Annotated in this window: 21 protein-coding genes and 2 pseudogenes; 11 read left to right on the top strand and 12 right to left on the bottom strand. The window is 71.6% G+C overall.

Annotated features, from left to right (window positions below):
• Positions 1–15 precede the first annotated feature (15 nt).
• Positions 16–1,491, top strand: coding sequence for a glycine hydroxymethyltransferase (locus LNW72_RS35450; protein ID WP_250979130.1), 1,476 nt, complete (start codon positions 16–18; stop codon positions 1,489–1,491).
• Positions 1,492–1,623: 132 nt separating this feature from the next.
• Here the strand turns inward: LNW72_RS35450 and LNW72_RS35445 are convergent, their stop codons facing one another.
• The 3 genes from LNW72_RS35445 to LNW72_RS35435 form a co-directional block, all read right to left on the bottom strand.
• The gene (locus LNW72_RS35445; protein WP_250979129.1) at positions 1,624–2,787 is read right to left on the bottom strand and encodes a hypothetical protein; all 1,164 of its coding nucleotides are present in this window, start codon (positions 2,785–2,787) and stop codon (positions 1,624–1,626) included.
• Between the two features lie 154 nt (positions 2,788–2,941).
• On the bottom strand, positions 2,942–3,856 hold the full coding sequence (locus LNW72_RS35440; protein WP_250979128.1) for an SDR family oxidoreductase: 915 nt from the start codon (positions 3,854–3,856) through the stop codon (positions 2,942–2,944).
• A 1-nt stretch (position 3,857) separates the two neighbouring features.
• On the bottom strand, positions 3,858–4,730 hold the full coding sequence (locus LNW72_RS35435; protein WP_250979127.1) for an SDR family oxidoreductase: 873 nt from the start codon (positions 4,728–4,730) through the stop codon (positions 3,858–3,860).
• Between the two features lie 79 nt (positions 4,731–4,809).
• On the opposite strand from LNW72_RS35435, the gene LNW72_RS35430 reads away from it, so the two are divergent.
• Genes LNW72_RS35430 through LNW72_RS35415 form a run of 4 tightly spaced genes read left to right on the top strand, consistent with a single transcriptional unit; the run spans position 4,810 to position 8,403 of the window.
• Positions 4,810–5,634, top strand: coding sequence for an enoyl-CoA hydratase family protein (locus LNW72_RS35430; RefSeq protein ID WP_250979126.1), 825 nt, complete (start codon positions 4,810–4,812; stop codon positions 5,632–5,634).
• Positions 5,635–5,648: 14 nt separating this feature from the next.
• Positions 5,649–6,497: a CoA-transferase gene (locus tag LNW72_RS35425; protein ID WP_250980435.1), complete on the top strand. Its 849-nt coding sequence runs from the start codon at positions 5,649–5,651 to the stop codon at positions 6,495–6,497.
• The gene (locus tag LNW72_RS35420; protein ID WP_250979125.1) at positions 6,494–7,264 is read left to right on the top strand and encodes a CoA-transferase; all 771 of its coding nucleotides are present in this window, start codon (positions 6,494–6,496) and stop codon (positions 7,262–7,264) included. The genes LNW72_RS35425 and LNW72_RS35420 overlap by 4 nt, the downstream gene beginning before the upstream one ends.
• Positions 7,261–8,403 (top strand): nitronate monooxygenase, encoded by a 1,143-nt coding sequence (locus LNW72_RS35415; RefSeq protein ID WP_250979124.1) that lies wholly within the window; start codon positions 7,261–7,263, stop codon positions 8,401–8,403. Before LNW72_RS35420 ends, LNW72_RS35415 begins: the two co-directional genes overlap by 4 nt.
• Before the next feature lie 31 nt (positions 8,404–8,434).
• On the opposite strand, the gene add is transcribed toward LNW72_RS35415, so the two are convergent.
• The 4 genes and pseudogenes from add to LNW72_RS35395 all read right to left on the bottom strand — a co-directional run.
• Positions 8,435–9,451, bottom strand: a complete 1,017-nt coding sequence (gene add, locus LNW72_RS35410; protein ID WP_250979123.1) for an adenosine deaminase — start codon at positions 9,449–9,451, stop codon at positions 8,435–8,437.
• A 73-nt stretch (positions 9,452–9,524) separates the two neighbouring features.
• Positions 9,525–10,682: an acetyl-CoA C-acetyltransferase gene (locus LNW72_RS35405; RefSeq protein ID WP_250979122.1), complete on the bottom strand. Its 1,158-nt coding sequence runs from the start codon at positions 10,680–10,682 to the stop codon at positions 9,525–9,527.
• Positions 10,683–10,763: 81 nt separating this feature from the next.
• Positions 10,764–11,351, bottom strand: a complete 588-nt coding sequence (locus LNW72_RS35400; protein ID WP_138354248.1) for a TetR/AcrR family transcriptional regulator — start codon at positions 11,349–11,351, stop codon at positions 10,764–10,766.
• A gap of 57 nt (positions 11,352–11,408) precedes the next feature.
• A pseudogene (locus tag LNW72_RS35395) lies at positions 11,409–12,179 on the bottom strand (SDR family oxidoreductase); the annotation flags it as partial.
• A 116-nt stretch (positions 12,180–12,295) separates the two neighbouring features.
• Between LNW72_RS35395 and LNW72_RS35390 the strand changes: the two are divergent.
• The 4 genes and pseudogenes from LNW72_RS35390 to LNW72_RS35375 all read left to right on the top strand — a co-directional run bounded on the left by LNW72_RS35390 (position 12,296) and on the right by LNW72_RS35375 (position 15,738).
• Positions 12,296–13,456 (top strand): acyl-CoA dehydrogenase family protein, encoded by a 1,161-nt coding sequence (locus LNW72_RS35390; RefSeq protein ID WP_250979121.1) that lies wholly within the window; start codon positions 12,296–12,298, stop codon positions 13,454–13,456.
• Positions 13,456–14,447, top strand: a pseudogene (locus LNW72_RS35385) (acyl-CoA dehydrogenase family protein). The gene LNW72_RS35390 and the pseudogene LNW72_RS35385 overlap by 1 nt, the downstream one beginning before the upstream one ends.
• A 122-nt stretch (positions 14,448–14,569) precedes the next feature.
• A complete protein-coding gene (locus tag LNW72_RS35380; protein ID WP_250979120.1) occupies positions 14,570–15,214 on the top strand; it encodes a TNT domain-containing protein in 645 nt (214 codons plus the stop codon).
• A 302-nt stretch (positions 15,215–15,516) separates the two neighbouring features.
• The gene (locus LNW72_RS35375; protein WP_138354203.1) at positions 15,517–15,738 is read left to right on the top strand and encodes a hypothetical protein; all 222 of its coding nucleotides are present in this window, start codon (positions 15,517–15,519) and stop codon (positions 15,736–15,738) included.
• Between the two features lie 262 nt (positions 15,739–16,000).
• Here LNW72_RS35375 and LNW72_RS35370 read toward each other — a convergent pair whose 3' ends face one another.
• Positions 16,001–16,786, bottom strand: a complete 786-nt coding sequence (locus tag LNW72_RS35370) for a L,D-transpeptidase family protein (RefSeq protein ID WP_250979119.1) — start codon at positions 16,784–16,786, stop codon at positions 16,001–16,003.
• 221 nt (positions 16,787–17,007) lie between these two features.
• Here LNW72_RS35370 and LNW72_RS35365 point away from each other — a divergent pair, with 221 nt between their 5' ends.
• Positions 17,008–17,514 (top strand): DUF309 domain-containing protein, encoded by a 507-nt coding sequence (locus tag LNW72_RS35365; protein WP_250979118.1) that lies wholly within the window; start codon positions 17,008–17,010, stop codon positions 17,512–17,514.
• A 202-nt stretch (positions 17,515–17,716) separates the two neighbouring features.
• Positions 17,717–18,589 (top strand): trypsin-like serine protease, encoded by an 873-nt coding sequence (locus tag LNW72_RS35360; protein WP_250979117.1) that lies wholly within the window; start codon positions 17,717–17,719, stop codon positions 18,587–18,589.
• 79 nt (positions 18,590–18,668) lie between these two features.
• On the opposite strand, the gene LNW72_RS35355 is transcribed toward LNW72_RS35360, so the two are convergent.
• The 4 genes from LNW72_RS35355 to LNW72_RS35340 all read right to left on the bottom strand — a co-directional run bounded on the left by LNW72_RS35355 (position 18,669) and on the right by LNW72_RS35340 (position 23,717).
• Positions 18,669–19,481, bottom strand: coding sequence for an SAM-dependent methyltransferase (locus LNW72_RS35355; RefSeq protein WP_250979116.1), 813 nt, complete (start codon positions 19,479–19,481; stop codon positions 18,669–18,671).
• Between the two features lie 68 nt (positions 19,482–19,549).
• Positions 19,550–20,803 (bottom strand): cytochrome P450, encoded by a 1,254-nt coding sequence (locus LNW72_RS35350; RefSeq protein WP_250979115.1) that lies wholly within the window; start codon positions 20,801–20,803, stop codon positions 19,550–19,552.
• Between the two features lie 208 nt (positions 20,804–21,011).
• Positions 21,012–22,583, bottom strand: coding sequence for an MDR family MFS transporter (locus tag LNW72_RS35345; protein ID WP_250979114.1), 1,572 nt, complete (start codon positions 22,581–22,583; stop codon positions 21,012–21,014).
• A gap of 156 nt (positions 22,584–22,739) precedes the next feature.
• Positions 22,740–23,717: an NADPH:quinone oxidoreductase family protein gene (locus LNW72_RS35340; protein ID WP_250979113.1), complete on the bottom strand. Its 978-nt coding sequence runs from the start codon at positions 23,715–23,717 to the stop codon at positions 22,740–22,742.
• Positions 23,718–23,780 lie beyond the last annotated feature (63 nt).

The following is a 23,780-nucleotide window of genomic DNA, read 5'->3' as shown; positions in this document are numbered from 1 at the left end:
TCCCGGAGGCCCCGCATGGCCGCAGAACCGTCGTCCTTCAGCATCAAGCCCGGCGAATCGACCGAATCCACCGCCTTCCGCAGCGCGCTGGACGTCATCCGGGCCGTCGAGCCGCGCGTCGCGGACGCCATCGGCGCCGAGATCGAGGACCAGCGCGCCCAGCTCAAGCTCATCGCCAGCGAGAACTACGCCTCCCCCGCCGTCCTGCTGACCATGGGCAACTGGTTCAGCGACAAGTACGCCGAGGGCACGGTCGGCCGCCGCTTCTACGCGGGCTGCCGCAATGTCGACACCGTCGAGGCGCTCGCCGCCGAGCACGCCCGCGAGCTGTTCGGCGCGGCACACGCCTACGTGCAGCCGCACTCCGGCATCGACGCCAACCTGGTCGCCTTCTGGTCCGTGCTCGCCCAGCGGGTGGAGAGCCCGGCGCTGGAGCGGGCCAAGGTCCGGCACGTCAACGACCTGACCGAGCAGGACTGGGCGGCGCTGCGCCGCGAGCTCGGGGACCAGCGGATGCTCGGTATGGCGCTCGACGCGGGCGGCCACCTCACCCACGGCTTCCGCCCCAACATCTCGGGCAAGATGTTCGACCAGCGCAGCTACGGCACCGATCCGGCGACCGGCCTGCTGGACTACGCCGCGCTGCGCGAGACCGCGCGCGAGTTCCGCCCGCTCATCCTGGTCGCCGGCTACTCCGCCTATCCGCGGTTGGTCAACTTCCGCATCATGCGGGAGATCGCCGAAGAGGTCGGCGCGACGCTGATGGTCGACATGGCGCACTTCGCCGGCTTGGTCGCGGGCAAGGTGCTCACCGGCGACTTCGACCCGGTGCCGCACGCCAACATCGTCACGACCACCACTCACAAGTCGCTGCGCGGGCCGCGCGGCGGCATGGTCCTGTGCGACGCCGAACTGGCCGAGCACGTCGACCGCGGCTGCCCCATGGTGCTCGGCGGCCCGCTGCCGCACGTGATGGCCGCCAAGGCCGTGGCACTCGCCGAGGCGCGCAGGCCCGACTTCCGCGACTACGCGCAGCGCATCGTCGACAACGCGTCCGCGCTGGCCGAGGGGCTGCTGCGGCGCGGCGTCTCCCTCGTCACCGGCGGCACCGACAACCACCTGGTGCTCGCCGACGTCTCCGGGTACGGGCTCACCGGCCGCCAGGCCGAGTCGGCACTGCTGGATGCCGGCATCGTCACCAACCGCAACTCGGTACCGCAGGACCCGAACGGCGCCTGGTACACGTCCGGGGTCCGCATCGGCACCCCGGCGCTCACCACGCGCGGGCTCGGTGTGCAGGAGATGGATGAGATCGCGGGCCTGATCGACACGGTGCTGGCCAACACCCGCCCCGGCACGACCGCCAACGGCGCTCCGTCCAAGGCGAGCCATGTGCTCGACGCCGCCGTGGCCGACCAGGTCGCCGGGCGCTCCGCCGACCTGCTGGCCGGGTTCCCGCTCTACCCGGGCGTCGACCTGAGTCAGACCTGAGTCAGAGCTGAACCAGCCCTGACGCACGGAGGCCCGCCCCCTGGAATCCGGGGGCGGGCCTCGTCTTCACTCACTTCACTTCACCGCGTTGCCGCCGTGATCGCCGCAGCCGTCCTGCCTGCTGCTATCGGGCTATCGGGCGAACTTCCGGCTGATCGCGTTGTAGACGCCCTGTGCCTCGGGGCCCAGGTGCGGGCCGGCCAGCCAGGTGTCGTTGGACGGGCCGATCGACGTGTTCGACACCAGCGCCGTCTTGCCGTTCGGCATGGTGGCGAACCAGCCGCCGCCCGAGGAACCACCGGTCATCGTGCAGCCGACCCGGTACTCGGTCGGCATGCTCGCGCCCATCGACAGCCGGCCGGGCTTGCCGATGCAGTCGAACATCCGCGCACCGTCGTACGGCGGCGCCTGCGGGTAGCCCCAGGCGCCGATGCCGCTGAAGAGCGTCGGCGACGGGGCACCGAACCACACCGGCAGCGAAGCACCGACGGTCTCCTGCAGGGACTTGCCGCCGCCGTTCTCCGGCTTGACGTGCAGCACCGCGAAGTCGTACGGCGAACCGCCGCCGCCCGAGTGGGTGCCGGTGGCGATCCACTGCGAGGACGTCTGCACCCAGTCGGCCCACCAGGCGCCGTACGGGGTGATGTTGCGCTGCGGGGAGCTGTCGACGCGGGAGGCGGACAGCCCGTTGTCGTTGTACGACGGGACGAAGATGATGTTGCGGTACCAGCCGCCCCTGGAGCCGCTGTGAACGCAGTGGCCGGCTGTCCAGACGAGGTTCGACTTGCCCGGGTGCGCCGGGTCGTCGACGACGGTGCCGGAGCAGACCTTGGGGCCGTCGGGGCTGTCGAAGAAGATCTTGCCGACCGGTGCCGCGTGCTGGTGGTACGGGTGGGCGACCTCCTTGGCCGCCACCGGGCGCGGAGCGGGGTCGGTGGTCCCCTGGTCCGAGCCGAAGTTCGACTGGACGGTGTTCTGGTTCTCCTTCGCCCCGGACATCCGGGACGGCTTCCAGAGGTCCTTGATGACCGGGTTGGCGAAGTCGGCCGCCTCACGCGCCCACTTGTCCCAGTTCTTCCAGTCGCCCTGCTGCCACTTCTGCAAGTCCTTGATGCTGGTGGGCAGACCGTTCGGAAGTTTGGCGTCGGAACCGGTGTCGGCCTTGGCCGAGGTACTGGCAGCCGCGGTCGGCTTCGCCGCCGCGTCGCTGTCGTCCGGGCCGCACGCGGTGGCGGTGAGCGCGAGCAGCGCGGTCACCGCCGCCGCGGCTCGGGCGGACCGTCGTATGAATGGCATTGAGTTGTTCCCCCATGTACGTGCATGTACGTGCTTTTGTACGTTTCTTGTCATGCCCCCATCCGGGGCGGCCTCCACTATGCCGTTTTCCCGACGGAGTTGGATCACCGGCCCCTCGTTGTCGCAGAACCGTTTCATGGAGCGGACGGGATCTTCACGCCCCGTAGACCGGCTGCGGGAGCTCGGAGTCGGCCAGCAGCTTCAGGGCGGTCTCGCCCGCCTCCGCCGGCGTCCAACGGGCGCCCTTGTCCGCCGTCGGTCCCGGCCGCCAGCCCTCCATGACGGTGATCCGGCCCGCCTCGGTCTCGAAGACCCGTCCGGTGACGGCGGCGGAGGCCGCGGAACCGAGCCAGACGACCAGCGGGGAGACGTTCTCCGGCGCCATGGCGTCGAAGGCGTCGCCCTCTGGCGCGGCCATGGTCCCGGCGAAGGTCCGCTCGGTCATCCGGGTGCGGGCGGCGGGCGCGATGGCGTTGACGCGGACGCCGTAACGGGCCATCTCGGCGGAGGCGACGAGCGTCAGACCGATGATCCCGGCCTTCGCCGCCGAGTAGTTGCCCTGCCCGACGCTGCCCAGCAGCCCTGCCCCGGAACTGGTGTTGACCACCCGGGCATCCGGCGTACGGCCCGCCTTGGCCTCAGCACGCCAGTGCGCGGCGGCATGCTTCAGCGGCAGGAAATGTCCTTTGAGATGGACGCGCAGCACCGCGTCCCAGTCGTCCTCGTCGAGGTTGACGAGCATCCGGTCGCGCAGGAACCCGGCGTTGTTGACGAGGGTGTCGAGCCGGCCGAACGTGTCGATCGCGGTGGCGACCAGAGCCGCGGCCCCGGCCGTGGTGGCGATGTCGTCGCCGTTGGCGACCGCTTCGCCGCCCAGCGCGCGGATCTCGTCGACGACCTGCTGGGCAGGACCCGCCGAGCCCCCGGCGCCGTCGAGACCGACCCCGAGGTCGTTCACGACGACTCGCGCGCCCTCGGCGGCGAAGGCGAGCGCATGGGCGCGCCCGAGACCGCGGCCCGCACCGGTGATGACGGCGACCCGGCCCTCGCAGATTCCGGCTTCGGTCATGTCAGCTCTCCTTGTTCACGGTTGACGGAGACGGGGACGTTGAAGGTGCTGGTGAAGGTGCCGGCGACGGCGACGGCGACGGCGAGGCAGTGTCCGGATCGCGGTTGGCGGTGGCGGCGTCGAGGAAAGCCGGGCGCTCGCCGCCGCCGTGCACGAGCAGGCTCGCCCCGGTGATGTACGCGGCGCGGTCCGAGGCGAGGAAGACACAGGCGTCCCCCACCTCGCCGGGCTCGGCCAGCCGCCCGGCGGGCACGGTCCGGCCGACGGCCGCGATGCCGGCGTCGTCCCCGTAGTGCAGATGGGACAGCTCCGTGCGGACCATGCCGAGCACCAGGGTGTTGACGCGTACGTCCGGGGCCCATTCGACGGCCATGGACCGCGCGAGGCTGTCCAGGCCCGCCTTGGCGGCGCCGTAGGCGGCGGTCCCGGGTGACGGCCGGCCGCCGCTGACGCTGCCGATCATGAGGATCGAGCCGCCGGTCCGCTGACCGCGCATCACCTCGTAAGCGGCCAGTGACGCGGTCAGCGGGGTGGTGAGGTTGAGTTCGAGGACCCGGGCGTGCCGGGCTGCGCCGCCGTCGGCGAGCAGCCGGAACGGCGTCCCGCCGGCATTGTTGACCAGGGTGTCGAGCCGCCCGCAGTCATCCTTCACCTGCGCGAAGAACGCGTCGACGGAGCCGGGGTCCCGCAGGTCGAGGGGGACGAACCGGGCCGTGCGGCCGTCCGCCGCGACGGGTTCGTCAGGGGGGCGGCGCGCGCAGACCACCACCTCCGCGCCCGCCTCCAGGAAGGCGCGGGCGATCCCCGCGCCGACGCCTCTCGTGCCGCCGGTGACGACGGCGACGCGTCCGGACAGATCGACGGTGACCGTCAACTGGCACCTCCCGCAGCGCTCGTTCCGCTGCTACCTTCTACCTAACAAATGTTTGGTGGAAAGGTAGCTGATCCTCATCATGGGTGTCTCCACCTCGGCCCCGCAAGACGGAATCGCCGTCATCACCGTCGACTTCCCACCCGTCAACGCCCTCCCCGTACAGGGGTGGTTCGACCTGGCCGACGCGCTGCGCGCGGCCGGCGCCGATCCGGCCGTCCGCTGTGTCGTGCTCACCGCCGCGGGCCGCGGCTTCAACGCGGGCGTCGACATCAAGGAGATGCAGCGCACGCCCGGACACCAGGCGCTGGTCGGCGCCAACCGCGGCTGCGCCGAGGCGTTCGGCGCCGTCTACGACTGCGAGGTACCGGTCATCGCCGCCGTGCACGGCTTCTGCCTGGGCGGCGGCATCGGCCTGGTGGGCAACGCCGACGCCATCGTGGCCAGCGACGACGCGACGTTCGGACTGCCGGAACTGGACCGCGGGGCACTCGGAGCCGCCACCCACCTGTCCCGGCTCGTCCCGCAGCACCTCATGCGCGCCCTGTACTTCACCTCCCGCACCGCGACCGCCCAGGAGCTGTACCGGCACGGCTCGGTGTGGGAGGTCGTGCCGCGCGAGAAGGTGCTGGACGCGGCGCTCGCGCTGGCCCGCGAAATGGCGGCCAAGGACGGCGAGTTGCTGCGGCTGGCCAAGGCCGCGATCAACGGCATCGACCCGGTGGACGTCCGCCGCAGCTACCGCTTCGAGCAGGGCTTCACCTTCGAGGCCAACCTCAGCGGGCTCGCCGACCGGCACCGGGACGCGTTCGTGTCGACGAAATCAGCGAACTCGGAGCAGCAGGAGAAGCCGGAGCAGCCGGAGCAGATCACCACCCCCGGGCAACCGGTGAAGGAGGAGCGGTGAGTACGGACAAGACCATGACCGCCGAGCAGGTCGTCGGCCGGCTGGAGAGCGGGATGACCCTCGGCATCGGCGGCTGGGGGTCGCGCCGCAAGCCGATGGCGCTGATCCGGGCGCTGCTCCGCTCGGACGTCACGGACCTGACCGTGGTCTCCTACGGCGGCCCCGACGTCGGACTGCTGGCCGCGGCCGGGAAGATCCGCAAACTGGTCGCCGCCTTCACCACCCTGGACTCGATCCCGCTGGAACCGCACTTCCGGGCCGGCCGTGAGAGCGCCGCCTTCGAGATGACGGAGCTGGACGAGGCGATGTTCATGTGGGGGCTGACCGCCGCCGTCCACCGGCTGCCCTTCATGCCGATCCGGGCCGGGCTCGGCTCGGACATCATGCGGGTCAACCCCGGCCTGCGGACGGTCGTCTCCCCGTACGAGGACGGCGAGGAGCTGGTGGCCGTGCCCGCCCTCCGGCTCGACGCGGCGCTCGTGCACCTGAACCGGGCCGACGCCTTCGGCAACGGCCAGTACCTGGGCCCCGACCCGTACTTCGACGACCTGTTCTGCGAGGCGGCCGACGCCGCGTACGTCAGCTGCGAACGCATCGTCGGCAGCGCCGAGCTGCTGGAGGCGGGCGCGCCGCAGACACTGCTGGTGAAGCGGCATTCGGTCACCGGCGTCGTCGAGACCCCGAACGGCGCGCACTTCACCTCCTGCGCCCCGGACTACGACCGGGACGAGGCGTTCCAGAGCGCGTACGCCAAGGCCGCCGCCGACCCCGCGGCCTGGCGGGAGTTCACCGAACGCTTCCTGTCCGGCGACGAGGACACCTACCAGGCCGCAGTGGCGGCGTTCGCGAAGGAGGGCGCATGACCGCGAAGGACACCTCGGGTGTGACCCGCGCCGAGTACTGCGTGGTGGCGTGTGCCGAGGCCTGGCGCGGGGACGGCGAGATCCTCGCCAGCCCGATGGGCACCGTGCCGGCGATCGGCGCCCGGCTGGCGAAGCTCACCTTCTCGCCCGATCTGCTGCTCACCGACGGCGAGGCGATGCTGATCGGCGACGTCCCGGCGATCGGGGGCGCGTCGGAGCTGATCGAGGGCTGGCTGCCGTACCGCCAGCACCTGGCGATGGTCACCGGCGGCAAGCGGCACGTGATGATGGGCGCCAGCCAGGTGGACCGGTTCGGCAATCAGAACATCTCCTGCATCGGCGACTGGGAACAGCCCAAGCGCCAGCTGCTGGGGTCCCGGGGCGCACCCGTCAACACCCTCAACAATCCGACCAGTTACTGGGTGCCGAGGCACTCGTCCCGGGTCTTCGTCGCGCGTGTCGACATGGTCAGCGGCGTCGGCTACGACCGCGCGGCGGCGGCCGGGAAGACCGCGACCCGGTTCCACGAGATCCGCCGGGTCATCTCCGACCTCGCCGTCTTCGATTTCGACACCCCGGACCGGTCGATGCGGATCCGCTCCCTGCACCCGGGGGTATCGGCGGAACAGGTGCAGGACGCCACCGGCTTCCCGCTCGTGATCCCCGCCGATGTCCCGTTCACCCGTGAGCCGACGGACGCCGAACTGCGGCTGATCCGCGAGGTGATCGACCCCCGTGGCCTGCGGGACCGCGAGGTACGGGCATGAGCGAGCCGCCCGACGAGACCGCCGCGTCGTTCGAGACCCCCGCGTCGTTCGACACCCGGGGCTCGTTCGACACCCCGGCCTCGTTCGAGACCCCGCTGACCAAGCTGGTCGGTGTGCGGTACCCGATCGTGCAGACCGGTATGGGCTGGGTGGCCGGCCCCCGGCTGGTGTCCGCCACCGCGAACGCCGGGGCGCTGGGCATACTCGCCTCCGCCACCATGACGACGGAGCAACTCCGTTCCGCTGTAAGGGAGGTCCGGTCGCGGACCGACGCGCCGTTCGGCGTCAATCTGCGGGCGGACGCGGGCGACGCACAGGAGCGGGTCGGGATCCTGATCGAGGAGGGGGTGCGGGTCGCGTCCTTCGCCCTCGCGCCGTCCCGGGACCTGATCGCCCGCCTCAAGGACGCGGGGGTGGTCGTCATCCCGTCCATCGGGGCCCGCCGCCACGCGGAGAAGGTCGAGGCGTGGGGCGCCGACGCCGTTCTGGTGCAGGGCGGCGAGGGCGGCGGCCACACCGGGAACGTCGCGACGACGGTGCTGCTCCCGCAGGTGGTCGATGCCGTCAGCATCCCCGTGATCGCGGCGGGCGGTTTCTTCGACGGCCGCGGGCTCGTCGCCGCGCTGGCGTACGGGGCGGCCGGGATCGCGATGGGCACCCGCTTCCTGCTCACCTCGGACAGCACGGTCCCGGACGCGGTGAAGGCCCGCTACCTGGCGGCGTCGGTCAAGGACGTCACCGTCACCACCAAGGTCGACGGCCTGCCGCACCGGATGCTGCGCTCGGAACTGGTCGACGCCCTGGAGCGCTCGGGCCGGCCCGCCGCCCTGCTGCGCGCCCTGCGGCACGCGGCGGCGTTCAAGCACGATTCCGGGCTCGGCTGGCGGCAGATGATCCGCGACGGTCTCGCGATGAAACACGGCAAGGAGCTGACCTGGAGCCAGGTGCTGCTGGCGGCCAACACCCCGATGATGCTCAAGGCGTCGATGGTCGAGGGCCGTACCGACCTCGGGGTGATGGCCTCGGGCCAGGTCGCGGGGCTGATCGAGGACCTGCCGTCGTGCGCGGAACTCGTCGGCAGGATCATGGCGGAGGCCTGGGCGGCGCTCGGCGCGCTCCCCCGGGAGCCGGTGCGGTAGGGCCACGGGGACCACGAGGCCCAGGGACCCGTCAGGCGTCCTGGGCCAGCCAGTCGTCGATCGCCGCCCGCAGCCGCGCCTTGGTGCCGTCCGGCGCGAACGAGGCGTCCACTCCGGCGCGGGCCAGTTCGGCCAGCACCTCGTCGTCGTAGCCGAAGGCGTCGCGGACGAGTTCGTACTCGCGGGCCAGTGACACGTTGATCATCGACGGGATGTCGGTGCTGAGCGTGACGAACAGCCCGGCCGCGCGCATCCGCTCCAGCGGGTGCGCGCGCAGCGACGCCGCGAAGCCGAGGGCGACGTTCGACGACGGGCACACCTCGAGCGGGATCCGCCGCTCCCGCACCTCGGCGACGAGTGCCTCGTCGTCCAGGATCCGGATGCTGTGTCCGATCCGCTCGGCTCCCCCGGTGTCCAGGGCGGCGCGGATGCTCTCCGGACCGCAGGCCTCGCCCGCGTGGTGCACGATGTGCAGTCCGGCCTTGCGGGCGGCGACGAAGACCTCCGCGAACGGTTCGACGGGGTGCGCCTCGTCACCCGCGACCCCGATGCCCACCACGCCGGCCCCGGTGTGGCGTTCGGCGAGTTCCAGGGTGCGCCAGGCGCGCTCCACCGAACGGCGGCGGGAGTGGTCGAGCAGCACCCGGCACTCGATGCCGAACGCCTCCTGTCCCGCGGCCAGCCCTGCCAGCACGCTCACCAGCGGCATGTCGAGATCGCCGAGCCGTTCCCCGTGGCCCGCGGCGGTGAAGGACACCTCCGCGTAGCGGCTGCCGCTGGCCGCCTCGTCCTCGCAGAACTCGTAGGCGATCCGGTGGAAGTCCGCCGGCCGGCGGAGGCACGACCGGACCAGGTCGTTCTGCGCGAAGAAGTCCGCGAAGCTCTCGAAGGCGTGTCCGCCGTCCACCAGATGCGCGGGGATCTCCACACCGTTCGCGGCGCCGATCTCCGCCAGGGTCGGCCACCGCACGGTGCTTTCCAGGTGAACGTGCAGATGGGCCTTGGGCAGCGCGCGCAGGTCACGCGGCGCGGCGGAGGTCGACGTCATACCGGGAGCCTGCCACCGGGGCCGGAAGCCGTCGAACGAATTGCCCGGCCCCGGCCCCGTTCCGGAACGGGCGCTACAGCCGCTCGATGATGGTGACGTTCGCCTGGCCGCCGCCCTCGCACATGGTCTGCAGGCCGTACCGGCCGCCGGTGCGCTCCAGCTCGTGGAGCAGCGTCGTCATCAGCTTGGTGCCGGTGGCACCGAGCGGGTGGCCCAGGGCGATGGCGCCCCCGTTGACGTTGACCTTCCCGGGGTCGGTGCCGGTCTCCTTGAGCCAGGCGAGCACGACGGGGGCGAAGGCCTCGTTGATCTCCACCAGGTCGATGTCGTCCATGGACAGCCCGGTCTTCTTCAGCGCGTACGCGGTCGCGGGGATGGGCGCGGACAGCATCCGGATCGGGTCCTCGCCGCGGCAGGACAGATGGTGGATCCGGGCCCGCGGCGTCAGACCGTGCTCGGCGACCGCGCGCTCGGAGGCGATCAGCAGCGCCGAGGCGCCGTCGGAGACCTGCGAGGAGACGGCGGCGGTGATCCTGCCGCCCTCGACCACCGGTTTGAGGGCCGCCATCTTCTCCAGGCTGGTGTCCCGGCGCGGTCCCTCGTCGGTGGTCACCTCGCCGTACGCGACGAGTTCACGGTCGAACCGGCCCTCGTCGATGGCGCGCAGCGCCCGCTGGTGGGAGCGCAGTGCCAGCTCCTCCATCGCCTCGCGGGTGATGCCCCACTTGTCGGCGATCAGCTCGGCGCCGTGGAACTGGTTGACGGGCTGGTCTCCGTAGCGGGCCCGCCAGCCCTCGGAGCCGGCGAACGGGCCCTCGGTGAGACCGAGCGGGTCGGCGGCCTGCCGGCTGGCGAAGGCGATCGGGATCATCGACATGTTCTGGGTGCCGCCCGCGACCACCAGGTCGCTGGTGCCGGAGAGCACCGCCTGGGCGGCGAAGTGCACGGCCTGCTGGGAGGAGCCGCACTGCCGGTCGACGGTCACCCCCGGCACCTCCTCGGGAAGGCCCGCCGCCAGCCAGGCCGTCCTGGCGATGTCGCCGGCCTGCGGGCCGACGGTGTCCAGGCAGCCGAACACCACGTCCTCGACCGCCGCCGGGTCGGCTCCCGAACGCTCCATGAGCGCCTTGAGGACATGCGCGCCGAGGTCGGCGGGGTGCACGGCGGACAGTCCGCCCTTGCGCCTGCCGATCGGGGTGCGGACCGCTTCGACGATGTAGGCCTCGGCCATGACTACTCCTCGGTGTCCTTCTCGAATGTCGCTTTGTCCATGTCGGTTGTCCAGATCGGTCGCCCCGGTAGGCCGTCCCCGTCAGCTCCGGACGGCCACACCGTCCAGCACCATCGACAGGTACTGCCGGGCGATCTCCTCCGGGCTGTGCTGTCCGCCCGGCCGGTACCAGGAGGCCGCGACCCAGACGGTGTCGCGGACGAACCGGTAGGTGAGCCGTACGTCGAGGTCGGCGCGGAAGACTCCGGCGGCCACCCCGCGCTCCAGCGTCCCCAGCCAGGCCCGTTCGAACTTCACCTGCGAGTCGGCGAGATAGCCGAAGCGCGGCTGGGCGGCCAGGTGCCTGGCTTCCTTCTGGTAGATCGCCACCGCCGCCCGGTGCCGGTCGATCTCCTTGAAGGACTGCGTGACCAGGGCCTCGATGGTCTCCCTGGGCCCGAGGCCGGCGGCCAGCACCTCGTCGTACCCGGCCCACAGTTCGTTGAGGAAGGTCGAGAGGATCTCGTCGACCATCGATTCCTTGGAGTCGAAGTGGTAGTAGAGGCTGCCCGCGAGCATGCCCGCCTCGTCCGCGATCCGCCGGACGGTCGTCGCGTTGTAGCCCTGCGCGGCGAACACCTCGGCCGCGGTCGCCAGGAGTTCGCCGCGGCGCTCGGGGGCGGCGGTCATCGTCGTCTTCTTGCTCTTGCTGCTCTGGCTGCTTTTCGGCACCGGATCATTCTCGCCTCACGCGTGCTGGCTGCTGGCCGACACGGTCTCGCCGGTCAGGTACGAGGAGTAGCCGCTGGCCAGGAAGACGATCACGTTGGCGATCTCCCACGGTTCGGCGTACCGCCCGTAGGCCTCCCGCTCGGTCAGTTCGGCGAGCAGTTCGGGGGTGGTGACCTTCGCGAGGTGCGGGTGCATGGCCAGGCTGGGCGAGACCGCGTTGACCCTGACCCCGTACGCGGCCGCCTCGACGGCGGCGCAGCGGGTGAGCGCCATGACGCCCGCCTTGGCGGCGGCGTAGTGCGCCTGCCCCGCCTGGGCGCGCCAGCCCACCACGGAGGCGTTGTTGACGATGACGCCGCCGCTGCCTGCCCGCCGCATCCGGCGCAGTGCGGCACGGGTGCAGCGGAACGTGCCGCCGAGGGTGACGTCGAGGACCTTGGACCACTGCTCGTCCGTCATGTCGACGAGCTCGGTGGTCCCGCCGAGGCCCGCGTTGTTGACGAGGATGTCGAGCCGTCCGTGCCGCTCCTCGGCGAGGTCGAACAGCGCGCTGACGTCGTCCTCGCTGGTCACGTCGCAGGCCAGGCCGGCCACCCGGTCCGCGCCGAACTCCGCTGCCAGCGCCTCGGCGGACTCCTTGATCCGGCGGGGGTGCGCGTCGCCGATGACGATGCTCGCCCCCTCCTCCAGCAGCCGGCGCGCGGTGGCGCCGCCGATGCCGGCGCCCGCCGCCGCTGTGACGACGGCGGTGCGCCCGGCCAGGAGGTCGTGCCCCTGCGGATAGGGGGCGGGGTACCCAGGTTCGCGGTCATACGCGGAACTCCTCCTCGACGGCTGACGGGGCGTACGTTAATCTACCAAACACTTGTTAGGGAAGGCTCGTCAGGGGAGGACGGAATCCGATGGACCTCGACTTCACGCCCGGGGAGGACGCGTTCCGGGCCGAGGCCCGCGCCTGGCTCGCCGCGCACGTTCCCGCCACCGCGCTGCCCTCACTGGAGACCGCCGAGGGCTTCGCCGCCCACCGCGCATGGGAGCGCGAGCTGTCGGACGCCCGCTGGTCGGTGGTGTCCTGGCCCGAAGAGTACGGCGGCCGGGGCGCCTCGATCCTGCGCTGGCTGGTCTTCGAGGAGGAGTACTACGCGGCGAACGCGCCCGGCCGCGTCAGCCAGAACGGCATCAACCTGCTCGCCCCGACCCTCTTCGAGCACGGCACCGACGAGCAGCGCGCCCGCATCCTGCCCGCCATGGCGAGCGGCGCGACGATCTGGGCGCAGGCCTGGTCGGAACCGGAAGCGGGCAGCGACCTGGCCTCACTGCGCTCCACCGCCACCCGCGCCGACGGCGGCTGGCTGCTGAACGGCCAGAAGACCTGGTCGTCCCGCGCCGCCTTCGCCGACCGCGCGTTCGGCCTCTTCCGCAGCGACCCGGCGGCGGACCGGCCGCACCGCGGACTGACGTACCTGATGTTCGCCCTGGACGCGCCGGGCGTGACGGTACGGCCCATCGGACGGCTCGACGGCAAGCCCGCCTTCGCCGAGCTCTTCCTGGACGACGTCTTCGTCCCCGACGAGGACGTCATCGGCGCGCCCGGCCAGGGCTGGCGCGTCGCGATGAGCACGGCGGGCAACGAGCGCGGCCTCACCCTGCGCAGCCCCGGCCGCTTCCTGGCCGCCACCGACCGGCTGACCGCCCTGTGGCGGGAGCGGGCGGACCCCCGGGACACGGCGCTGCGCGACCGGGTCGCCGACGCGGTGATCGGCGCCCGCGCCTACCAGCTCTTCACCTTCGGCAACGCCTCCCGGCTCGCGGAGGGCGGGGACATCGGCGCCGAGTCCAGCCTCAACAAGGTCTTCTGGTCCGAACTCGACATCCGGCTCCACGAGACCGCCCTCGACCTGCTCGGCGCCGACGGCGAGCTCACCGACGGGGACGGCGGCGACGGCGGGTGGGCGGAGGGATACGTCTTCGCCCTCGCCGGACCCATCTACGCCGGCACCAACGAGATCCAGCGCGACATCATCGCCGAGCGGCTGCTCGGCCTCCCGAAGGGACGCCGGTGATGCGGTTCCTGCTCGACGCGGAACAGACCGCCTTCGTCCGCACCCTGGACCAGCTGCTGGCCGCGGCGGACCCCCGGCCGCCGTCCGCGCCTGGTCGGCGGGCGACCACGGCCCGGGCCGCGCCCTGTGGGAGCGTCTCGCCGGGACCGGCGTCTTCGCCCTGGCGGTGCCCGAGGAGTACGACGGCCTCGGACCGCTCCCCGTCGAAATCGCCGCCGCTTTCGTGGAGCTGGGCCGGCACGCGGTACCGGGGCCGCTGGCGGAGACCGTCGCCGTCTGCGCTCTCCTGCGGAGCCTCGGGGACCGCGGTCCGGCGAAGGAGTGGCTGCCGCGCATCGCCTCCGGCGAGGTGCTCGTGACGCTGGCGCCGGCGCCGGCCGGCTCGTACGCCCTGGACGCGGATGCCGCTGACGCGGTCTTCCATGTCGTGGCGGACGGCCTCGCCGTCGCGGTCGCGGCCGGCCACGGGCCGGTCCGCGCCTCGCTCGACCCCGCGCGCCGGCTCGCCCGCCCCACAGGGGGCGAACCGCTCGTCACCGGCCCCGCGGTACGGGACGCTGTGCGCCAGGCGGCCGACTGGGCCTCCTTCGCGACCGCCGCCCAGTCCCTGGGCACCGGCCTCGCCCTGATGGAACGGACGGTGGCCTACGTAAAGCAGCGCACCCAGTTCGGCACCGCCATCGGCGGCTTCCAAGCCGTCAAGCACCAGCTCGCGAACGCCCTCCTCGGTCTGGAGTTCGCCCGTCCCCTCCTTTACGGCGCGGCGGTGGCGCTGGCCGGCGGCTCGCCGGGCGCGGGCCGCGACATCGCCGCCGCCAAGGTCGCCTGCGGCGAGGCGGCGTACGCGGCGGCCCGCGTGGCGCTGCAGCTGCACGGGGCGATCGGCTACACCTCCGAGTACGACCTGTCGTTGTGGATCGGCAAGGCGACGGCGCTGCGCACTGCGTGGGGCACACCGTCGGAGTGCCGGGCGCGGGTGCTTTCGGGGTAGGCCGCCGATCCCGGCCCCCTCGCCGCCGTTCGAACGCTTAGGCGCCATTGCCCGCCCACCCCCGCGTCTGCTGTGATCCTCTGGTTGCAACCTGTTACCAACCGGATTGACCAGGGGGAGATATGAAACTGCGTCAGCTGTTCGTTTCACTGGTGGCGGGAGCGTTGCTCGCCACCACCGCCGGCGCCGCCGCTGCCACCACCGAGCCGGCGAACGCCGGCACCGCACGGACCGAGTGCTCGGCGTCCTTCTTCGCAGGAGACCCGCGGCTCGGCCCGGAGGTACTGCCCACCAGGGGCGCCGTGGGGAACGAGCTGTTCCTGTACCAGCGCACCGGCGGGCTGTCCGAGCAGGCGTTCCTGTCGACGTACAACACCGGAACCAGTTGGATCTACCCGCCTCAGAACGGCTACGTCATCGGCCCCGACGGCCGGCCCGTCGAGTGGCACCAGACCCTGGTCCCCGGCCAGGACATCGACCGGTTCGGCAGTGAGTACGGCTCCTTCCTCGCACCCGAGGGCCTGCCGTACGCCAACCGCTCCATCCCGCCGCAGAGCCTGGACGGCACTCCCGCGGCCGGTTGCAACTACCACGACTACCGCGTCCTCAAGCCCTTCACCGTCGACGCGGGACCGATCGCGCCCTGGTTCGCACAGCCCGGCTACGGCCTGCAGTACCAGCTGGACGCGGCCCTCGTGCCCGGCTCCCCCACCGCCCTCAACGTCATGTGGCTAGTGGCCAACGGCTATCTGCAGCGGCTTGTCTAGGGCGCGGGCATACCGGACACCGAGGGTGATAGTTCCCTACTGACGGTAGCCAATGCGGTGCTGTACAGGAGTGTTCCGGCGTGGACAGATGTCGCGCCGGCGGAAATCGGAAGATCCGGCAGAGGCGCCGAAGGGCGTCACCGGTGATCAACACTCAGTGACCGCTGCCGCGATGAACTCAGCAGATGGCCCCGCCGGGCATCATCAGCCGCCTACCGGGCGGTACTCCACGACGGCCGTCCGGAAGAAAGCGAACCGGCTGGGAGGACCGTAGGGGCCTGCGAGGGGCCATACTGGGGGTAATGACGAAATCAGCCGTGACCCGCCGCCACCTGCCCGCCAGCCCCTTCCGGATTCCGGTCGCCCCTCCCGTCGAGAACTTCGAGGTGGGTGACCGGGTAACGCATGACGTCTATGGACTCGGCCGAATCATCGGTGTCGAGGACGAGGTCGCCGTGCTTGCCGACTTCGGATCCCGCCAGGTACGGATCATCAAGCCGTACTCGAAGGTAACGAAGCTCTGAGGTTCCTGGCCGCGCCCCCGCAAGGACGCGGCCAGGATTCTCCCCGCCCGCCGCCCTGAGCCCAAGGGACCTCAGGGCCGGCTCGAACTCCGGCATGCCCGCGCCCGGCGCGGGACGCCGGCCAGCATCCCGGCTCCGGTCCACCGGGCCGCCGCACCATCTCTCCATGCTCCAACTCCCCACCGTTCAGACGTGTTCCAGGCCTGTGAAGTTCCCCGGCTCCGGCACGAATCTCAGGACTTCCACCGTCCGTGGGGTCGGTTCAGCGCGCCAGTGCGGCGCCGTCGCCCATGGCGATCACCGGGTGGCTCCGCGGGTCGAGTGCGCGCAGCAGGTCGACCATGTGTGCTGCGGAGAGGCTGACGCAGCCGTGCGTCGGGCCGCCGTGGTCGACGTGGATCCAGATGCCGCCGCCGCGGCTCTTGCCCAGTGGCTGTCTGCTGTCCAGCGGGGACGCGCCCGGCACGCGGTTGTAGTCGATGGCGATGACGTAGTCGAAGGACCCGCCCAGCGCTTCGCCGCGGAATCCGGTGCCGCCCGCGGTGAAGCCCTGGGAGCGGTGGTACGGCAGCCTGCTGCCCGGGTCGGGCTTGAAGCCGCCGGCGTCGCTGAGCGTGAAGATCCCCACGGGGCTGTGCAGATCGCCCTCGTGGTGCGTGCCGGTCCAGCCGCGCAGGGCGTTGTGCGCGGGCCAGGCGGCTCCCGCCCGCCAACGGCCGTCGGCGGCCCGGGTCCACAGGGTGACGGTGGAGTCGGAGGAGTCCTTCGCCCGGCCCGAGGCGAGCAGTACCTGGTGGGAGGCGGCGGGGATCGCCGCGAGGGTGGCGGGGCCCAGACCGGGGATCCGGTCGGTCTCCCGGCCGGCGGGCGCGTTGTCCTGGGCGGCGTCCGCCACGGTCGCCGACGGGGGCCCGGCGCCGGTCCTGACGACGGCGGGGACCGCGGCCGCCCGGTCCTGCGACCGGGGGCCGATGACCGGGGCGATCGGCCCGATGGAACCGATCCCGAACCAGGCCGCCGCGGTGGCCAGCGACAACACCGCCGTCACTCCCGCCAGGGCGGCCGTCCGGCCGGAAGCGCGACGCCGGGACCGGTGCCGCGCGCGGTGGCGGCCATGGCTGGATCGCGTTTCGGGCACTGTGACGGGCCTCATGGGCAGCGATACTCGCAAAGTCCGGGGCCGCTGGGGGCCTCCGGGCCGACATCCGTCCCAGATGTCCCGACCCGTCCCTCACCCCGCCGGGCCGGAAACTGATGAACAATCGAAGGATGGACGAGTCCCCGCAGCACGACAGCGCCCTGCCCGACGAACGCGACCGGGACCCGTCGGGGCGGGCCCGCAACGCACGGCCGCGCGACGGACTCGGCCGGCCCCTGCCCTACGGGGCGCCCGGCGTGGAGCGGCAGCCCGAGGGGGTGCCGCGCTCCCCCGGGCAGTCGCTGGCCGAGGCCCAGCGACTCTTCGACGCCGGGCTGCCGTTCCACGCCCATGAGGTGCTGGAGGACGCGTGGAAGGCCGCCGACGAGCCGCAGCGCGCGCTGTGGCGCGCCTTGGCCCAGCTCGCCGTGGGGCTCACGCACGCGCTGCGCGGCAACGCGTCGGGCGCGGCGACCCTGTTGCGCAGGGGTGCCGACGGCATCGCCCCCTACCGGGACGCCGCGCCGTACGGGATCGACATCCCGGGCCTCGCCGGCTGGGCCCGGGAGCTGGCGGACCGTCCCGGTGCCGCGCAGGGCGCCCCGGCTCCTCGGCTGGTGGTGGAAGGAGGCGCGTAACGCGTTTGAGCGCCCGGCCCAAGTACAGATGTAAGGCATCGCTCATCTGTTCAAGGAGTCGTCCGTGCAAGCAGAGCATTCGATACCGCCACCCCGCCGCGCTGCCGGCACTTCTCAGAACGCTCACACAGCGCTCTCACAGGACTCTCACACTGGCTCGGAATGATCAGGACGACCGGGGCGACGAGAGAGGGCCCGCCGTATGAAAAAGCGTCCGCAGCCCATGTACGGAGCAGCCGGCCGTACCCTGTCCCGTCTGCTGGGCAGGACCGGTGTCCTGATCGTGGCCTGGCTGACCGTCACGGTCGCGGGGACCGGAGTGGTCGTCGCGACGGGCGAGTCGCAGTTCGCGGCCTCCGAAGCGGTGAGCGGGCCCGGTGTTTTCGCCGGGATCCCCGGGGTTTCGAACACCGTGCACGCGACAGCGAGTGTCAAGCAGGTCGGCGCGCTCTTCGACGGCGGGCTGTCCGGCGGCCACTACTGCACGGCGAGCGTGGTGCAGAGCGCCGGGAAGAACGTCGTGGTGACCGCGGCGCACTGTCTCAGCGGCGGTACCGGCGGCACGGTCTTCGTCCCCGGTTACCACGACGGCGAGGCGCCGTACGGCGTCTGGCCGCTGGAGAGCGTGACGCTCGCCCCGGGCTGGACGAGCGGCGCGGACCAGGATCTCGACGTGGCGTTCGCCGAGGTGGCGCCGCTGAACGGGCGTGAGGTCCAGGACGTGGTCGGCGGCTACACGATCGGCACCAGCGGGAGCGGTGAGAACGACGGGACGACGGCCACCACCGTACGGATCACCGGCTACCCGTCCACCGCGGACGCACCGCTCACCTGCTACAACGACGCCACGGCGTACACCGCCGAGCAACTGCGGATCGCCTGCACCGACTACAGCGGCGGGACCAGCGGGAGCCCCTGGGTCACCGGCCTGGACCCGGACACCGGTACGGGGACCATCATCGGGGTGATCGGCGGCTACGAGGAGGGCGGCGACACCCCCGACGTCTCGTACAGCCCGGCGTTCGACAGTGCGATCGGGTCCCTCTACGAACAGGCCGTCGCGGCCGCGGCCTAGAGCGCACTGGTGTGGACGTCCCGCGTTGGACGCCGGCTCCGGGACCCGGAACCGGCCACGGGTCCCGGAGCCGGCGCTGTCAGACGACGGGCTTGAGGGCGGCGCCCGCCAGCATGGGGGCGCCCGCGCCCAGCCCGTCGACGTCCGCGTCCGCGTCGGGCCGCCACACGGTCACCGGGGTGACACCGGGATCGATGAGCTGGAAGCCCTCGAAGAGCGCGGTGAACTGCTCGGTGCTGCGCCAGATGACCTCGCTGACGGCGCCGCCGTAGGACTTGGCGACGTTCGGCGCGGCCTGCGGCACCTCGTCGGCGCCCGCGTGCGAGAGCACCAGGTAGCTGCCGGGCACCAGACGGTCGGTGAACTGCCGGATGAGCGCGAGCGGGTCGTTCTCCTCGGGCACGAAGTGCAGTACGGCGCCGAGGATCAGCCCCACCGGCTGGTCGAAGTCGATGAGCCGCGCGGTGTCGGGCGCCTCGAAGATGTCCTTCGGCTTGTACAGGTCGCCCTGGAAGATCGCGGCGCGCGGTTCACCGGCGAGGATCGCCCGGCCGTGCGCGACGGCGACGGGGTCGATGTCGGTGTAGACCACCTTGCTGTCGGGCGCGGCCGCGAAGACGGCGTCGTGCACGTTGTGCTCGGCGGGGATGCCGGATCCGACGTCCAGGAACTGCCGGATGCCGAGCCCGGCCAGCTCCCGGCCCGCCCTGCGGAGGAACGCCCTGTTGGCCCGGAAGGTCTTCGGAAGCGCGGGATTGGCCTCCTCCACCTGCCGGGCGACAGCGCGGTCGACCTCGAAGTTGTGGGTGCCGCCGACCCAGTAGTCGTAGACCCGCGCGATGCTCGGTGTCTCGATGTCCACGTCGGCCGGTGCCCAGCTCGGTCGCTCCACGTCGCTTCCTCTTTCCGTTGTGTCGGGGGCGTATGTCGGGTGAGGCGTTGGATCGGTCGGCGCGCGGGTCAGCCGTGCAGCACGGGCAGTTCCTCGAGACCGCGCATCATCAGGCTGAAACGCCAGCGCAGTTCGCCGGGCGGGACGGCGAGGCTCAGCCCGGGGAAGCGGGCGAAGAGCCGGCTCAGTACGATCTGCCCTTCGAGCCGGGCCAGCGGGGCGCCCAGGCAGTGGTGGATGCCGTGGCCGAAGGCGAGGCCCGCGGTGGCGCGGCGGGTGATGTCGAGCTCGTCGGGCTCCTCGTAGTGCGAGGGGTCGCGGCCGGCGGCGCCGATCGAGATCGTGACGAACTCCCCTTCGGGGATGAGGACTCCGCCGACGTCCACCGGTTCTGTGGTGTAGCGCCAGGTCGCGTTGGTGACCGGTCCCTCGAAACGCAGCAGTTCCTCGACGGCGTTCGGCCACAGGGAGCTGTCGGCGGCGAGCTTCGCGCGCTGGTCCGGGTGGGTGAGCAGCGCGTATGTGCCGTTGCCGATGAGGTTGACGGTGGTCTCGTGGCCGGCGACCAGCAGCAGGAACGCCATGGCCATCAGTTCGTTCTCGTTGAGCTGGTCGTCGTCCTCGCCGGCGTTCACCAGGTCGGTGATCATGTCGTCGGCCGGGTTGGCGCGCTTCTCGGCGATCAGTGCCCGCAGGTAGTCGACCATCGCGACGCTGGCGTCGCGCACCTCGTCGGTGCCGACGCCGGAGACCAGCAGGTTGGACCAGCGCCGGAACTCCGCGCGGTCGTCCGGCGGCACTCCCAGCAGCCAGCAGATCACCGTGAACGGGACGGGGAAGGCCAGTGCGTCCATGAGGTCGGTGCGGTCCTGGAGCGCGATGGCGTCCAGGAGTTCGTCGACGAGTTCCACGATCCGCGGGGTCAGCGCCTCGACGCGGCGGGTGGTGAACGCCCGACCCACCAGGCGGCGCAACCTGGTGTGGTCGGGCTGATCGCTGTCGAGCATGTGCTCGCTGAGTTCATGGGCGAACTGCCGGCGTGAGCCGGCCTCCTTGAGGAACTCCTGGCGCTTCTCCTCGTCGATGAAGTTGCGCGGTATGAGTTCCTGGCCCTTGCGCATGTCCTTGCTCAGCCGGGGGTCGGCGAGCAGCGCCCTGGCGTCCTCGTAGCGGGTGACCAGCCACGTCCGCAGTCCGTTGGGGGTGGCGACGGGCTGGGCCGGGGCCTGTCCGCGCAGATCGGCGAGCGCGGTGTGCGGCTCCTGGAAGAAGTCCGGCGTGAACAGTTCGATCACGCTGGTCGGTGATTCCGTCCGATCCACGACGCGGTTCCCCTCTTCGGCTCTTCGGCGTTCCTGGCGTGGGCGTAGCGGCCCGGCATGGGCTCATCGGCCTGGCTCCACCATCAGGGGTCGGTTTCGAGCGCCGCTCGCGCCGGGCTGTAGCGCGGCCGTGCCTCCGGCGGCGCGCGAGTGCCCTGCCTCCCGTGGCCGCGGGTGGCAGGGCACTCGGTAGGTGGGGAACGGTGGTTCAGTGGTGGTCGGCGCCTTCCTTCTGTTCGGCGGGCGCTTCGTTGTTCCAGGTGCGCAGGGGGATGTTCTTGAGGAGCACGGAGAGCACCAGTCCCAGCGCAAGCACCGCGGCCGCGGTGACGAAGACCGGGGTGAGGGAGGCGGCGTACGCCTGTTCCACGGCCCGCCGTACCGGGGCGCCGAGCTTCTTGAGGACGTCCGCGTCCGACAGCGAGTTGTTGTCGGTGCCGCCGAGCGCGCCGGCCGGGACGCGTTGGGTGAGTTCGTCGGTGAGGCGGTTGTAGAAGATCGCCGCGAAGACGGAGATGCCGAGCGAGGCGCCGAGCATCCGACTGAACGAGACGGTCGCCGAGACCGCTCCGATGTCGTCGCGGGGGGCGGTGTTCTGCGCGGCCATGGTGAGCACCGACATGTTGAGGCCCGCGGCGATGCCGAGCAGCAGCATGTAGCCGGTGGCCATGACGCGCGAGGTGTCCGCGTCCATGGTGGCGAGCAGCAGGGCGGAGACGATGCCGATGGCCATGCTCGCCGCCGGGTACCACTTGTAGTTGCCGGTGCGGTGGATGATCCGCGCGCTGATCATCGAGGAGGCGACCAGTCCCAGCATCATGGGCAGCAGGATCACCCCGGACATGGTCGCGCTGGCGCCGGTGACCACTTGCAGGAAGAGCGCGAGGAAGTTCACCGAGCCGACGAAGACGAAGCCCGCGACGACGCTGACGACCGCGGAGATGCTGAACGTCGAGTCCCGGAACAGATGGAGCGGGATGACGGGTTCCGGCGCGCGTTTCTCGACGAGGACGAAGAGCGCCACCGCGACCACGATCACCACGGCCAGACCGAGGATCGTCGTCGAGGCCCAGGCGTAGCGCACGCCGGCCCAGCTGGTGAGCAGGGTGAGGGCGACGATGGCGGCGCTGAGCAGCAGGAAGCCGGTGTAGTCGATCTGCGGGCGGCGCGGCCGGACGGGCAGCCGGAGGAAGACGGCCACCAGGGCGAAGGCGAGGGCGCCGACCGGCAGGTTGATGTAGAAGACCCAGCGCCAGCCGAGCGCGTCGGTCAGCACACCGCCGATGGGCGGGCCGGCGAGCGCGGCGCCGGCGAACGCGATGGAGAAGTAGCCGTAGTAGCGGGCTCCTTCGCGCGGGCTGAAGAGCTCACCGATGACGGAGAGCACGGAGACGAACAGACCGCCGGCGCCGATGCCCTGCACCACCCGGAAGGCGAGCAGTTGCTCGATCGACTGGGCCCAGCCGCAGGCCGCGGAGCCCACGAGGAAGATGCCGATCGCGACGAGGAACACGCCTTTGCGGCCGAACAGGTCGCCGAGTTTGCCGTAGAGCGGGGTCGTGACGCTGCTGGCGATGATGTACGCCGTCGCCACCCAGGCGAAGACGTTGAGACCGCCGAGGTCCCCGACGACGCGGGGCAGCGCCGTGGCCATGATCTGGGCGTCCAGCAGGGCCAGGAAGACCGCGGTCAGGCAGCCGAACATGATGAGACCGGTGCGGGGTGGCGGACCGGGGGTACCGGCCGGCGGGGGGCCGGACTCGTTCTCGGTGTCGTTCACGGGTGTGCCCTTTCCTGGGGCGTGGCCCCGGTGGCCGGCCCTTCCACGGGGGAGGTCGGGCCGGCCGCCGGACTCCCGGCCCGGTGCCCGCCGCGGCGGCCGTGAGCTGCCGCGGGGCACCGGTCGGGGAGCTTCAAGAGTGTCGCGGGACGAGGGTTACGGGATGAGGACGACCTTGCCCAACTGGGAGCGGGCCTCCATGAGCTCGTGCGCGCGAACGGCGTCCTCCAGAGGGAGCCGCTCGTGGATGACGGGCTTGACCTTGCCGGTGCTGATCATGTCGAGCAGGTCGCGCTGGCCCGCGGCGATGACCTCGGGCTTGTAGTAGAGCAGCGCGTACAGGGCGAAGCCCGCGATGGTCTTCATCCGGCTCAGCGCCAGGACGTTGATCTCCGGGACGTTGCCCGCGGCCGATCCGTAGAAGACCAGCCGGCCGAAGGTGGCGGTCAGCCGGACGCTCTTGAGGAGGATGTCGCCGCCGACCGTCTCCATGACGACGTCGGCGCCCTTACCGTCGGTGGCGGCCTTGACCTGCTCCTCCCAGTCGTCGTCCGTGTAGTTGATCGTGACGTCGGCGCCCAGACCGCGGACGAAGTCCAGCTTGGCCTGGCTGCTGGCGGTGGCGATCACCTTGCCGGCGCCCATCGCCTTGGCGATCTGCACCGCGAGATGGCCGACGCCGCCGGCGGCGGCGTCGATCAGGACGGTCTCACCGGGCTTGAGCTGGCCGGCCTCCTTGAGCGCGTGGTACGCGGTCTGGGCGGGGCTCGGCAGGGCGGTCGCCTCGGCGGCGTCCAGGCTGTCCGGGATCTTGATGAGCCAGTCGGCCCGGGTGGTGCAGAAGTCGGCGTAGGCACCGGTGTCGACGTCGCCGACCACCCGGTCGCCGATCTTCACGTTCGTGACGCCCTCGCCGAGCGCCTCGACGGTGCCGGCGACGTCGCCGCCGGGTGCACCGGGCAGTTCGGCGTGGCCGCCGATCGGGACGCCCTGCCGGCGCTGGACCTCGGCGAAGGTGACGCCGATGGCCTCGGCGCGGATGAGCACCTCTCCCGGGCCGGGCTGCGGCTTATCGGCCTCTTCGACACGCAGAACCTTGGGGGCTCCGTGTTCGTAGTGGCGGACGATTCGCATGGTGTTCTCCCAACTAGGAAGTCTTGACGAGTCACGGGCGTCTGCCGGCGACTCCGCCCAGGA

Source organism: Streptomyces sp. RKAG293 (genome assembly GCF_023701745.1).
GTDB lineage: Bacteria > Actinomycetota > Actinomycetes > Streptomycetales > Streptomycetaceae > Actinacidiphila.
Note: the sequence above shows the minus strand (reverse complement) of the source record. Positions and strands in the feature narration are given on the sequence as shown.